The sequence below is a fragment of the Mucilaginibacter sp. genome, from assembly GCF_036568825.1.
Taxonomy (GTDB): domain Bacteria; phylum Bacteroidota; class Bacteroidia; order Sphingobacteriales; family Sphingobacteriaceae; genus Mucilaginibacter.
On record NZ_DATCRU010000023.1, the window covers coordinates 35694 to 50977 of the forward strand.

At 40.2% G+C, this 15284-nt stretch carries 5 protein-coding genes; all 5 read left to right on the forward strand.

Annotated elements, in window-relative coordinates; genetic code table 11:
- The first annotated feature begins 89 nt into the window (after positions 1–89).
- The gene (locus VIM89_RS04740; protein WP_488154982.1) at positions 90–9746 is read left to right on the forward strand and encodes an amino acid adenylation domain-containing protein; all 9657 of its coding nucleotides are present in this window, start codon (positions 90–92) and stop codon (positions 9744–9746) included.
- A gap of 127 nt (positions 9747–9873) precedes the next feature.
- Positions 9874–10956, forward strand: coding sequence for a glycosyltransferase family 4 protein (locus tag VIM89_RS04745; RefSeq protein WP_488154983.1), 1083 nt, complete (start codon positions 9874–9876; stop codon positions 10954–10956).
- A 419-nt stretch (positions 10957–11375) separates the two neighbouring features.
- Positions 11376–12758, forward strand: coding sequence for a right-handed parallel beta-helix repeat-containing protein (locus VIM89_RS04750; RefSeq protein ID WP_488154984.1), 1383 nt, complete (start codon positions 11376–11378; stop codon positions 12756–12758).
- A 281-nt stretch (positions 12759–13039) separates the two neighbouring features.
- Positions 13040–14287, forward strand: coding sequence for a right-handed parallel beta-helix repeat-containing protein (locus VIM89_RS04755; protein WP_488154985.1), 1248 nt, complete (start codon positions 13040–13042; stop codon positions 14285–14287).
- A 355-nt stretch (positions 14288–14642) separates the two neighbouring features.
- On the forward strand, positions 14643–15284 hold a 642-nt coding region (locus VIM89_RS04760; protein ID WP_488154986.1), incomplete at its 3' end, for a right-handed parallel beta-helix repeat-containing protein.

The following is a 15284-nucleotide window of genomic DNA, read 5'->3' on the forward strand; positions in this document are numbered from 1 at the left end:
CCCGTAAAAAGAGCTTATCAAACTAAATGTTTCAGGAATTAATTAATTTAGTTCCTCGTTAACAGGAGATTAACCGAAATCTACTTATTATGTCGAACCTTACTTTATCGGAAAACACGCCTTTTGAACCTGAAATAAACTATTGGAAAGATAAGCTGAGATGGATCAAACCGTTAAACCTGTTTACCGACTCTGCCAGATCTGATAAAAAGGGGAACAACAAGCATAGTTCCGAATTTATTGTAGACGAAAAGTTAAAGAAGCAATTAAGCAAATTCAGTGATGATCAAAAAGTGTCGCTGTTTGTTACATTGCTGTCTGCCTATAAGGTATTGCTGTATCGGTATAGTTCGCAGGACGATATCTGCGTAGGAAATGTTATTACCCCTGACAATCAACAAGCAGATCATTTAAACATACTTCCTTTACGGACAGAAATAAACAGCAGCAGCAGTTTTGAGCAATTGTTACAAAGTGTAAACAGCACGGTGAACGAAGCCCGCCGGTATCAGAATGTCCCTCATGAGAAATTGACGGGACTGATAAGCGAGGAGGCGGACCTGAATTCTAATCCTCTGTACCAGGTAATGTTCATTTTGCAGAATGGCGTTGCTATTCCATCAGAGCTTACACGTGAGTCGGATTTAACTCTTTTTATTAAGGAGGGAGATGCCGCGCTTTCTGGCAGAATAGAATACAACTCAGACCTTTATAAAGAGGATACCATCTGTCGTATAATAGATCATTATACACTACTGCTTAACTCAATACTTGCCCATCCTAAAAAAAGCATCGGTTTGTTACCTATATTAACTGAGACAGAAGAGCATAAGCTTTTAAACGAGCTTAATAATACAGCATTTGATTATCCTAAGGATAAATCGCTGATCGATCTGTTTGAAGAACAGGTTAAAAAAACGCCTGATAATATTGCAGTTATTTTTAATGAACTTGAAATTACCTATAGGGAGTTAAATACGCTTGGCAATCAATTCGGAGACTACCTTCGCAAAACTTACCAGGTAAAGGCTGATGATCTCATTGGGCTTAAGCTGGAACGGGGCGAGTGGCTGGTCATAGCCATTATCGGGATACTGAAAGCAGGCGGGGCGTACGTTCCTATTGATCCGGATTATCCAGTTGAGCGCATCAACTATATGATAAATGATAGCGCTTGCAATGTATTGTTAGACAAAGAGGAAATAGAGCGATTTAAAAAAGTACAGGCCGATTTTAGCAAAGAGAATCTGAAAAGCGGCGCTAAAGCTGATAACCTTGTCTATTGTATCTATACTTCGGGATCTACAGGTAATCCTAAAGGGGTTTTGGTTGAACACAGAAATGTGGTAAATCTGATCTGGTCTCAACGTGATGTTTATAAGATAACTGCTGACGAAAGAGTACTTCAGTTTACCACCATTACTTTTGACCCTTCTGCAGAACAGTTCTGGATAGCGTTTTTAACCGGCGCTGCATTGGTTGCACCCGATAAGGCTACGGTATCAGACCTCCATGCACTGGAAAGCTATATTATAGCCAAAAAAGTAAGTCATATTCACACAGTACCGGCAGTTTTAGCTGAACTATCAATCGATGATATGAGTAATGTGAAGCGGGTGATAACCGGGGGGGAAAGCTGCTCGCCATCACTCGTGGAAAAATGGAAAGGCTGCTTCACGTTCATTAATGAATATGGCCCTACGGAAACTACTATTACCTCGATAGAATATAAGGCTGAACAGTCGGACAACTATCATGTTTTCGTGCCGATCGGTCGACCTGTAGCTAACACAGATATATACATATTGGATGATCATCAGCGCTTATTGCCATTTGGCGCTTTGGGCGAAATCTATATTGGTGGTGATGGAGTGAGCAGAGGATATTTAAATAGGCCTGAGTTAACCGAAGAAAGGTTTCTAGCCGATCCGTTTAAAAAAGGGAAACGGGTATACCGGACGGGGGACCTGGGAAGATGGCTGCCTGATGGCAATATCGAATATCTTGGACGCATAGATGACCAGGTAAAGATTCGCGGCTTCAGGATTGAGCTGGATGAAATAACAGCTAGTTTACTAAAGCATCCGAAGGTTAGTGCTGCTGTTGTGGTTGCTAAAGCTGTCAGCGGACAGGACAAAGAATTGATCGCATATATAACAGGCGAGTCGGAAAGTGTAGAGTTAAGAGACTATTTAAAAGATCAGTTACCATCGTACATGGTGCCCGGCTATTATGTACACATGGATACAATACCATTGACCAGCAATGGTAAAGTGAATAAAAAAGTATTGCCAATGCCCAAGGGAAGCGGCTTAAGCGATTCTTTATATATAGCGCCATCTACAGATATAGAAACAAGCCTGGTAAAAATTTGGGCGGAAGTATTAAATCTGCCTGAAGAGAGCATCAGCATAAAAAGTGATTTTTTTGATCTGGGTGGCCATAGCATAAAAGCTACAAGGTTAAGAGGGCTGATCCACAAAAAATTGGGTGTCAAACTGCCTATAAAAGAACTTTTTTCAGAAAATACAATTGAGCTCCAGGCAAAATCAATTGCCAATAAAGAGATCAACACATATGAAGCGAAAGAATTAGTTTCTGAACAGCCTGATTATGTTTTATCACCAACGCAGCGCAGGTTGTGGGTACTACAGCAACTGGATGCTTCACAAAGTGCTTACAATATCTCTTATGTTGTAAAACTTGAAGGTAAATTAGATAAAGCAGCTTTAGAAAAATCAATCCAGTCCATCATATCGCGCCATGAAGCTTTAAGAACTGTATTTAAAGAAGATGATGAAGGCAACCCTAGGCAGCAGATCATCAACCCTGAAAACTTCCAATTTAAGTTAAAAGAGACCAACCTTGGAAGAACGGCTGATAAACAAGCTGTATTGAACAGATTGACCGAAAAGGAAACTACTTCAGGATTTAATTTAAGTACCGGCCCACTGCTACGTTGTCATCTTATTCAGCTTGAGGCTAATACACATGTGCTGGTAATTGTTCACCACAACATCATCAGCGATGAATGGTCGATGACCAATTTCCGCAGAGAACTTAGTACTTTCTATAACGCTTATGCTGAAAATAAAACGCCAAAGCTTTCTCCGTTACGCATACAATATAAAGATTATGCTGCATGGCATAATCACCAGCTTGGTTCGGATGAGATTGCATCTCATAAAGTATATTGGCTAAAACAATTCGAGGGTGAAGTGCCGGTTTTAAACTTGCCTGCAGATAAAGAACGCCCTATATCCAAGACCTTTAACGGCGCCGGGCTTAATCTGAAAATCAATATCTCTGTATTAGATAAACTAAATAAAACAGGTAAATCTTCGGGCAGTACCTTATTTATGAGTTTGCTGGCCTGTGTTAATGTCTTGTTTTATCGTTATACCGGCCAGGAAGATATTGTAATAGGCAGCCTGATAGGAGGGCGCGATCATTCAGACCTCGATGATCAGATTGGTTATTACATAAATACTTTGGCTCTCAGGACCCGCTTTAATGGTTCAGACAATTATGAAGATCTATTAAATCAAATAAAAGAAATCACTTTCGGCGCTTATGAGCATCAATTATATCCATACGATGAATTGGTTGATTCATTAAAGCTTCCGAGAAATATAAACCGTAATCCGCTTTTTGATGTAATGGTAACATTACAAACCTCGCTGGAGCAGGATGCGGAATTTACGATGACCGGGTTAAAAACCAGTCAGTATGATGCTGGCGAGTCGCGGATAATAAAGAATGATGTAAACTTTATATTTTCTGAATCTAAAACCGGTCTGGAACTATTTTTGGAGTATAATACGGATATATACGGCGCAGAGCAGATGAAGCGAATGCTGAAGCATTTCGAAAACATCATGACTGCGGTAGCTCGTGAACCCAAACAGAGTTTGTCGGGCATAGATTTCCTGACTAGCGATGAAAAGAAACAGTTATTAAGCGATTTTAATAATACAACTATCGGTTTTCCTTCTGATAAGACAATTGTGGACCTGTTTGAAGACCAGGTAAGGAAAACGCCGGGAAACCCTGCCGTTATTTTTGAAAGTACAGAGCTTAGCTATCAGGAGCTGAATTTTATAAGCAATCAGCTGGCTGATTATTTAAGAAAAACTTACAGGATTAAGCCTGATGATCTGGTGGGTCTTAAACTGGAACGTAGCGAGTGGATGATCATTGCTGTTTTAGGTATCCTGAAAGCTGGGGGGGCATATGTGCCAATTTCACCTGATTATCCGCAGGAGCGTATCGACTACCTGATTAATGATAGCGGCTGTAAGGTGGTGATTGATGGTGAAGAGTTAGAGAAATTTAATAAGGTTGAAAGTAAATACAGCCTGGAAAATCAATCAGCCGGTCTTGAGCCTCATCATTTGGCTTATTGTATTTATACATCGGGTTCAACCGGTATGCCAAAAGGGTGTTTAATTCAGCATAATAGCCTGGTAAACAGATTGTCATGGATGCAGCGGAGTTATCCTTTAACCGATAATGACGTCATTCTGCAAAAAACAACTTTTGTATTTGATGTTTCGGTTTGGGAATTACTATGGTGGGCAACACAGGGCGCGAGTGTTTGCCTGTTAAAAGATGGTGAGGAAAAGAATCCTGATGCTATTATAAGTGCCATTGATGAGCATAAAGTCACTGTAATGCATTTTGTGCCTTCGATGCTGAATGTGTTTTTAGAATCGCTGGAAAGTGATAAATCTAAGTTATATCAGTTAAAAGATATCAGACAGGTATTTATTAGTGGCGAGATATTAACTGTAAACCAGGTAGAAAGATTTAAAGAGCTATTCTTTAACAGGTCACTGGTGAATTTATATGGCCCTACAGAAACTTGTATAGATTCAACTTATTTTGATCTGACCGGTGAATCGTTAAAAACTTCGGTACCGATTGGCAAGCCCATTGATAATACACAAATTTATATTCTTGACAAACAAAAGAACTTATTGCCGGTTGGAGCAACGGGTGAAATTTGTATCGGAGGAATAGGCTTGGCGCGAGGGTATCAGAATGAACCTGATTTGACAAATGAGAAATTTATCCCGAATCCTTTTGTAAAAGGAAGCAGGATATATCGCACAGGTGATTTTGGCAGGTGGAGAGCAGACGGTAACCTGGAATACCTGGGGCGTGCTGATGACCAGGTAAAAATACGTGGTTACAGAATTGAACCTAACGAGATATCGGTAGTTCTTCAAAAACATCCTAAAGTAAGAGAGGCAATTGTAATTGCTGCACAAATAAATGAACCAGAAAGCGAACTAATTGCGTATACAACCGGCGATGTAAAGGCTATTGAGTTGAAGGAGTATTTGAAGGAGCATCTGCCGTTGTATATGGTGCCTGGATATTACGTTCATCTTGATCGGATTCCTGTAACAAATACGGGTAAAGTAGACAGGAAGGCTTTGCCAGTTCCGGAAAGTAGTGGTATATTTAAGCCTCCTCACATAGCGCCTTCAACAGAGCTCGAAAAAACTTTGGTGAGGCTATGGGCTAAAGTACTTAATCTGCCAGAAAAGGCCCTGGGACTAAAAAATGATTTTTTTGATATGGGCGGCCATAGTATAAAAGCTATTCGCCTGCTTGGATTAATACATAAAGAATTGGGAGTAAAATTACCATTGAATGAGTTGTTTTCTAAGGGCACCATTGAACATCAGGCCTCTATGATAACCAATAAGGAATTAAATACATATGAGGTTATCGATAATGTTCCTGAGGCGGAAGAGTATAAGTTATCTTCAGCGCAGAAGCGCCTGTGGATACTAAATCACTTTGAAGGCGCACAAAGTGCATATAATATTCCATACATTATTTCACTGGAAGGGAATTTAAATAAAACGGCCCTAAAGGATGCTTTCAAGGCTATGGCGGTGCGCCATGAGATATTAAGAACTGATTTTAAAGAAAATGCAGCTGGCGCAGTATTTCAGGAGATTGCCAGTCCTGATAAGTATGTTTTTGAACTCAAGGAAACTGATTTAAGTAAAAATGCAAATAAGCATACCGTATTAAATCAGATAATAGAACTTGAAAGCTTTGGCGGTTTTGATTTTATAGAAGGCCCGTTATGGAGATGTCATCTTGTCCGGTTAGAAGAAGATAAGCACATTCTGATCATGGTACACCATCATATTATAAGTGATGGCTGGTCAATGGATATTTTCCGTAAAGAATGGTGTGCGTTATATAATGCCTATTCAGGAGGAAGCTCACCCCAATTAGCTCCGTTACGTATTCAATATAAAGATTATGCAGCATGGCATAATAAACAGCTGCAGTCTGATGATATACTTTCACACAGAGAGTATTGGTTAAAGCAATTTGAAGGCGAAATCCCTATCCTGGAGTTGCCGGCTGAAAAAGAACGGCCTGCGATAAAAACCTTTAATGGCACAAGCATCACTACTACTATTGATGACAATGTTCTGGATAAGCTAAACAGGACAGGAAAAGCACTGGGTGGTACACTGTTTATGACTTTACTTTCCTGCGTAAATGCTTTGATGTACCGTTATACCGGGCAGGAAGATATTGTGATAGGAAGCCCGATAGCAGGCCGCGAACACCCTGACCTGGAAAACCAGATAGGTTTCTATATCAATACACTGGCTATCAGGACGCGTTTTGATGGTTTAGGTAATTATGAGACTTTATATGATCATGTTAAAGAGGTTACTCTCAGTGCGTATGAGCATCAAATATATCCTTATGATGAACTAGTTGATTCCTTAAAATTACCGCGAAATATCAACCGCAATCCATTGTTTGATGTAATGGTCGTACTGCAAAACTCAATGGAGCAGGATGCCGAGTTTACATTGAATGGGTTACATACAAGTGAATATAAAGCAGGGGAGTACAGGGTTGCCAAGTTTGATGTTAACTTTATATTTTCTGAATCAAAGAATGGACTAGAACTGGTTTTAGAATATAATACGGACATCTACAGTGATGAGCAAATGCACCGGATGTTAAGTCATTTCGAGAACCTGATAGCTGCAATTGCACAGGATCCAAAGCAAAGTATAGCTGCAATCGATATTCTAACCAAGGAAGACAAACACCAGCTTTTTGATGTATTTAACGATACACTGGTATATTATCCGAAAGAAAAAAACCTTGCCGGCATTTTTGAAGAACAGGTATTAAGAACTCCAGATGCCGTAGCACTGCGTCAGCACGATCAGACTATGACGTATAGGGAGTTAAATGAGCGTGCAAATCAGCTGGCTCATTACCTGATCGAAAGTGGTGTAAATAAAGCAGACAACATCGGTTTATTGGTAACCCGTAATTTCCATATGATTGTGGGAATGTTCGGTATTCTTAAGGCCGGTGGTGCATATGTGCCTATCGATCCGGAATATCCGATAGACAGGCAGGAGTATATCCTTCAAAACTCAGCGGTTAAGAAAGTACTTACCGACGGGGAGTATCCGCTTGCTCAACTTGTTCCGGCCGAATTATTTGTTAAACTCAGAGAAATTGATCTGAGTACCTACAGTAAAGAAAATCCAAACCTTGATATAGATAGTACACAACTGGCCTATACCATTTATACATCCGGCTCTACCGGTCGGCCTAAAGGTGTGATGATCGAGCACCACATGGCGGTAAACCTGGTATTGTGGGTAAATACCGAATTCAACGTCGGGCCTGATGACCGTTTACTATTTATTACGTCAATGTGCTTTGATCTTTCGGTTTATGATATTTTCGGAATGTTGTCTGCGGGCGGATCATTGGTTATTGTTCAGCAGAATGAGTTGTTGGATGTGCCGAGGCTGAAGGATATGATGCTGAGCTATAAGATCACCTTCTGGGATACGGTACCAACTACCATGGATTACCTGGTGCGCGAACTCGAAGCTCACGACAGATCGTTCCTGCAAAAAACGCTTCGCGTTGTATTTATGAGTGGCGACTGGATACCGGTAAACCTGCCTGATCGTATCAAAGTCTATTTCCCTAAAACCCGTGTTATAAGTCTTGGTGGTGCAACAGAAGGCACAGTATGGTCTAACTTCTATCCTGTTGAAAAAGTTGGTGCCAACTGGGGAAGCATACCGTATGGCCGGCCGATGAATAATAACTTCTTCTACATTCTGAATGAGAAGTTACAGCCCGCACCGATCGGTGTAGTTGGCGAATTGTACATTGGCGGGGTAGGTGTTGCGCGGGGCTATGCAAACGATAAGGATAAAACCGATTATGCCTTTGTAAAAGATCCGTTCAGCGATAAGGCAGGCGGTCGAATGTATCGTACAGGCGACCTGGGACGAATGCTTCCGGACCTTAATATGGAATTCATCGGTCGTAAAGACGACCAGGTTAAGATCAGGGGATATCGCATTGAATTGGGCGAAATTGAAAGTGTTCTGCGTCAATGCGAACAGGTAAGCCAGGCAGTAGTATTAGCAAAAGCCGACAAGGACAAGAAAAAACGTCTGATAGGTTATGTGGTTGGTAAAGAAAATTATGATCGTGCATTTGTTATCGCTTTCCTGAAAAGCAAGCTGCCTGATTATATGGTGCCGACATTATGGATGGAAGTTGACAATATTCCGCTCACGGCTAACGGAAAGATCGACAAAAAATCGTTGCCGGAATTTAATGCGGAAGAACAGATCAAAGACCAATATGTTGGGCCGCGTACAGAATCAGAACGCCTGCTGGTTAAGATTTGGGAAGATGTATTAAGAGTAGGAAACATTGGTGTAACACATGACTTTTTTGACCTTGGCGGCCACTCGCTGTTAGCAGTGCAGATCGTCAACCAGATCAAGAAGCATACAGGTAAGATATTACCGATCTCAGTTTTGTTTAAATACAGCAATATTGAGTCATTAAATGCGTTTCTGAACGAGAACGATACAGAGAAGGTATCCAAATCTTTGGTTCCGATAAAACCTTCCGGTAATAAAATGCCGGTGTATTTTATCCATGGCGTTGGTTTAAACGTAATGAACTTTGCCGACCTGGCGATGTATATGGATAAGGAACAACCGGTATTCGGAATTCAGGCGCTTGGTTTGGGTGGAAAATTCCCGCCTGTTACAACGATAAGTGAAATAGCCAAAATATATGTTTCTGAAATAATTGAGCATAATCCTAATGGCCCTTATGCTATCGCAGGTTATTCTTTAGGTGGTTTTATCGCTACAGAAATGAGGAAACAATTTGAAGCATTAAACAAAGAAGTGACCGTATTAGCTATTATTGACACCTTTGCTGATTATACAGATGACTTCTTTACTATGCTGCCTAAAAAGCTCGACAGGCATATCAGGAAGTGGATAAACCTGGGATTTTCATTTATTCGCAATCCGAATAAAACAATTCAGAAGCAACGGAGTATATATCTGGAAGATAAACAATATCGTTATGATGCGATAAAGCTGGCAAAGGAAAGTGGAGATATAGAGTTTTACAATTTGATGAAACATATCAGGGCAACTTATTACGAATCTTACAGGAAATCGAAAATGGAGCCATTTGATGGGTTTGTATACCTGTTCAGAGCTACGCATTGTTTACACTATACAGATGACAAAGTATACCTTGGGTGGAGAAAATATGCGTTAAAGGGGGTGAAGGAGTTCTTAATTCCCGGAGATCATAGAACAATGTTGCTAAAACCTAACGTAGAAGTGTTTGCAAAGGCTTTACAAGAGGTGCTGGATAATTCTGTTGCGGAAAACAAATAAAAACTAAAAATGATGTGAATGAAATCACATCGAAAAAATAATCTACCAAACTGTATGAAGACAGGCAACAAAAAAGCCATGTTCATATAGCGTATTAACTACTTAAATGAAAATAAATCACATAATAATGAATTTTGATGCCGGGGGTGCGCAGACCTTTGTGGCATCGCTGGCAATGGAACAGAAAGACCTTGGACACGATGTTTCAATAATCGTAATTGATGAGCTTATAAATTCAGATTTTCAAAAGCTGTTGGTTCAGGGTTTACGCGAAAAATCAGTTGATCTTTATTTTCTAAACAGAAGGCCCGGAAGAAATATTACAATAGTTAATACAATAAGAGGGATTATAAAAACGCTTTCTACAGTTAACCCCGATATTATTAATACGCATATTTCTACCTCGCATTTAATTGTAAGTATTTGTTTAAAATTTGCATTAAGCCGCTTGAAAGACAGGCATGTTATCACTGTGCATAATGCTCCTGAAGAGTGGAGCAATATGACCCATAGGTTTAATGAACATACGCCAAGTATCTACTGCTCATATTCTGCATTGGATATGAATCCGAAAAGGGATTGTTTAAGTACCGCCATTCAAAATGGCATACCGAATTTAAAAATTGATGACCGAGCGCTGCCGATACTAAAGCAGTTTAATAACAATGGCGTAGCGCACCGCTTTGTTTTGTGTGTTGGACGACTGTCAAAACAGAAGAATTATGATATGGTGTGTGAAGTAGCGCAACATTTCGAAAATAAGAATGTACATTTTTTAATATGCGGTATAAAGCAGGAGACGGCAGAACAAGATCTGGAGAATTTTAGTAAGATATCAAATATTCATTACCTGGGTACTAAAACCCAGGAAGAAGTCTATTCATTGATGCATAATTGCGATTGCTTTTTTAACGCATCTTTATGGGAGGGTTTGCCAATAACGGTATTGGAAGCCTTCTTCTCTGGTATACCTTGTGTCCTCTCAGATATACCTCCGCATATTGAAATTGGCACCGATATGCCTTGTTGTTATATTTCAAGCCTTGATTCTAAGGATTCATTTATTCATAACATAGAAAAAGCACTTACTCACGCAGAAAGCAAGGAGGAGATATTAGAGGCACGCAAGCCATTCTTAAGGAAGTATAGCATTGCAACAACTGCAAGTAATTATGTGGAGTTTTATCACAAAGTGTTGGAGAATGTATGATATTAGTTAAATAATGATATCCCGGAAATCAGGCACCTCAATGCCTGATTTTTTTTGCCTGGCCACATCTGAAAGGGGGATAACCCCTTTTTTAGATATCTGGTTTCTCCGTTCTTACGTCCTAATAAGTTCAATTTTAATTGGTTAGTTATTTGTAAAGAACTTGTTACGTTTCTTGAATATCTGACGTTTTTCTTTCCCAAATAACCCTGCTACAGCGGATTTTCGATAAAAATTTTAGAGAAAATATACCATTTTCGTCTGTTTTCTGAAAAAAATTAAAAACCCATAATAGGTTGATAATCAATATGTTTTTGAAAATCAATTAAAGTATATATTAATTTTTTTTCTCCATAATTAATTTTTATGAAACTTCAATTCTTACACGAGCGTAGAAGAAACCCTAAAAAAATGCTGTTATGGAAATGAAAAAATTGGCCCCCCTCGCAGGTGTAATGTGCTCCCTGGCATTACTAACTGCCACGATGCTCTCATCCTGTAAAAAGGATTCTTCAGTAATTCCTTCAACTGATGTCACCGGCACAACCGAGGCATCGAATAGTATAAATTATGGAAGTCATCATCACACCGGATATATTGATACAACGAGTAAACCCCAGGGTGGTACATCATTGGGCAATCCATCTGGCACAAACGGTTCAACCGGATCAACTGGTACTGTAGGAGCAACAGGAACAATAGGTACCGCTGGTACAACGGGTGTAACCGGTAAGACCGGTAAAACTGGTAAGACTGGCACTACTACTGGAACTGGTGGCACCGGCACAACTGGTACCACAGGAGCAACAGGTTCAACAGGAACAACCGGCACTACCGGTTCAACAGGTACTAAAACCGGAACTACCGGTACTACAGGAACAACTGGTACAACCACAGGTACATCAAGTACAAACACCAATTTGGTGTATAAAGCGTCGGCACCTATAAGTTTAAGCAATCAAAGCAATATCACAATTAGCGGTGATTCGATCAACGTTGGCAATAGCGGTACAGTGGGTATCAAACTAAATAATTGTACTAATGTGCATATCACCAAATGTAAGGTGATGAATTCTACCAATGATGGTATTCAGCTTAACAATTGTACTAATGTTACCATAGACAGTTGCTTTGTTACCAACGTAAGAGCCGGTGTTAATGCTATGTTCAGTACAACTGTAAAGGTGAACAACAACCAGTTCCTGAATATGAATGGGCCATTCCCATCAGGAAACTTCGTTCAGTTTAATAATGTGAACGGTGGTGGCTGCCAGATCGAGTATAATCATTGCGAAGATATAGTAGGCGTAGCCCAGCACCCTCAGGATGGTTTGAGTGTTTATCAGTCAAATGGTTTGCAAGGCGACTCTATTATGGTGATCGGTAATTATATCAGAGGTGGCCAGGTACAGCATGATTCAGGTGGTGCAGCAGGTATAGTTTTAGGTGATGTTGGTGGTTCATACCAGGTAGCCCGTTACAATATCCTGGTTAACCCAGGTGCAGTAGGTGCACAGGTACAGGGTGGTAGCCATATTACGATGGATCATAACACTATCTATAGTGCAGCAACACCATTTACCATGACAGGTATAGCATATGGTAACTATTCGGGTGCTGCCAGTACAGATGTCACGATTAGCTATAACAAGGTAAAATTCTTCCAGACATCAGGAGCAGAAATGGATGCATGGTGGGATCCAAGTACAGCAACTCAGCCACAGGGATGGACTACCAATATTCTTAAAGCAAGTATTGATGCCAGCATATTACCAACAACAATAATTACACTCAACTTATAAGATTTTAAGAATATCCTTAATCTAAATCAAAAACGTGAGCCCGGTTAGTATATCACATACTACCGGGTTTTTGCTTTTTATACTATAGAAATTTCCTTCGGCGACACTTTCTCCATAACCTAACGGAAATTGTTTAAAACTATGTAGAAAACGTGTTGAAATTTAATCAATTGATAATCAGGCTGTTTGAATAATTTCAGCAATGTAAAATTTTGGAGACAATTTATACCGGGTTTAGTCCTGATAAAATTGCCTTCAAAACCCTAATTAATTTAACTGCTATGATTCAACCTGGACTCGCCAAAGGCCGCGCTGCCTTTGCTTTGCTCTCATGTGCATTTCTCTTTGCACTATTTGCAACTTCCTGTAAAAAGGATGAACCCGATCCCCAACATTCTGCGGACGTAAACTTCAATGAAAGTAATAGCCTTATTTTTAAACATTATCATCCCCGAACTCATAATCAGTCCTCGTCCGGCACGAGTGGTACTACCGGGACGACAGGAACAACGGGAACCACAGGAGCTACTGGTACGACAGGCACAACCGGCTCTACTGGAGCTACAGGCACAACCGGAACCACTGGAAAAACCGGCACCACCGGTAAAACAGGTACGACAAACGGTACATCAAGCACAATAACCAATTTGGTGTATAAAGCATCGGCACCTATCAGTTTGAGTAATCAAAGCAATATTACTATCAGCGGTGATTCTATTAATGTGGGCAATGGCGGCACAGTAGGTATTAAGTTGACTAATTGCACGAATGTTCACATCACCAAGTGTAAGGTAATGAACTCTACTAATGACGGTATTCAGCTTAATAATTGCGCGAATATTACTATTGACACCTGTTTTATTACCAATGTTAGAGCAGGTGTTAATGCTATGTACAGCACAGCAGTAAAGGTGAACAATAACCAGTTCCTGAATATGAATGGTCCATTCCCGTCAGGAAACTTTGTACAGTTTAACAATGTAAGTGGTGGTGGTTGCCAGATTAATTATAATAAATGCGAGGATGTGGTAGGAGTGGCCCAACACCCCCAGGATGGTTTAAGTGTTTATCAGTCAAATGGCTTACCTGGTGATTCAATAATGGTAATCGGGAACTATATTCGCGGTGGCCAGGTCCTGCATGATTCAGGCGGTGCAGCAGGTATAGTTTTGGGTGATGTTGGCGGTTCATACCAGGTTGCCCGTTACAACATATTGGTAAACCCAGGTTCAGTAGGTGCACAGGTGCAGGGCGGTAGTCATATCAAAATGGATCATAATACCATTTATAGTTCTCCTACGACTTATTCGGTTGTGGGAATTGCTTACGGGAATTATTCAGGTGCATCAAGCAGTGATGTGACTATGAGTTATAACAGCATTCGATTCTATCAGACCTCCGGCGCAGAGTTGGATGAGTGGTGGGATCCAAGTACAGCTACCCAGCCGCAAGGATGGAGTACAAATATTCTGCAGGCAAATATTAGTGCAAGTATATTACCTTCAGTTATAATTACCCTAAACCTATAACAATCAGCCCCGAACAGAACATATATAAATGTGGCTATCTTGTGTTGTGAATTATGGATACGCCTAAACACCAAGCGGTTAGCATGCTGATAAAATGCTAGCCGTTTTCTTTTTTACCCCTGATTTCAATTATTAAATTAGAAATCATTGCTCCTTTAGTATCAATAAAATTTATAATCCAAGGTGCGATTTTTTGCATAGTAATTAAAAAATGTGCATAAAAATGTGGAAAGTATAATTCTTTGACTGCCAGTTATTTTAAATATTTTGCGGCGTTAATAATTCCGAAGAACGATTTTCATTGAACTAAAACTTTGAAAGCGTCGTTCAAAAAGGCATAATTAATTTAACTACTATGATACAACCTGGACGTGGACAAAGCCGCATGGCTTTCACTTTGTATTCTTTTGCCCTGATCGCGGCATTATTGATATCCTCCTGTCAAAAAGACGAAACAACAATTCCATCCGGAACACTAACTAACTCTTCTGGTATAGGAAAAGGATCATCATCAATCGACAACAGCGGCGGTACCACCGGTACGACAGGAAGCACGGGTGCTACCGGAAAAACAGGAACAACCGGCACAACGGGCAAAACCGGAACAACAAGTGTTTCAACCCCTACTGTGTATAAGGCCTCAGCACCAATCAGCCTAAATAATCAAAACAATATTACCATCAGTGGTGACTCGATCAACGTGGCTAATGGTGGTTCAATAGGTATCAAGCTGAACAATTGCAGCAACGTACACATCACTAAATGTAAAGTGATGAATACGACCAATGATGGCATCCAGCTTAACAATTGTACTAACGTAACTATCGATAGCTGTTTTGTTACCAATGTAAGGGCTGGTGTTAACGCGATGCAGTGTAAAACTGTTAAGGTAAACAATAACCAGTTCCTGAACATGAACGGTCCATTCCCTTCAGGTAACTTCGTACAATTGAATAATGTGAGCGGCGGCGGTATCCAGGTAAATTATAACCATTGC

Bases quoted from the DNA above. Each gene is read 5' to 3' on its own strand.
- VIM89_RS04750 (WP_488154984.1), top strand. From the start codon at position 11,376: ATGGAAATGAAAAAATTGGCCCCCCTCGCAGGTGTAATGTGCTCCCTG.
- VIM89_RS04740 (WP_488154982.1), top strand. From the start codon at position 90: ATGTCGAACCTTACTTTATCGGAAAACACGCCTTTTGAACCTGAAATA.
- VIM89_RS04745 (WP_488154983.1), top strand. From the start codon at position 9,874: ATGAATTTTGATGCCGGGGGTGCGCAGACCTTTGTGGCATCGCTGGCA.
- VIM89_RS04755 (WP_488154985.1), top strand. From the start codon at position 13,040: ATGATTCAACCTGGACTCGCCAAAGGCCGCGCTGCCTTTGCTTTGCTC.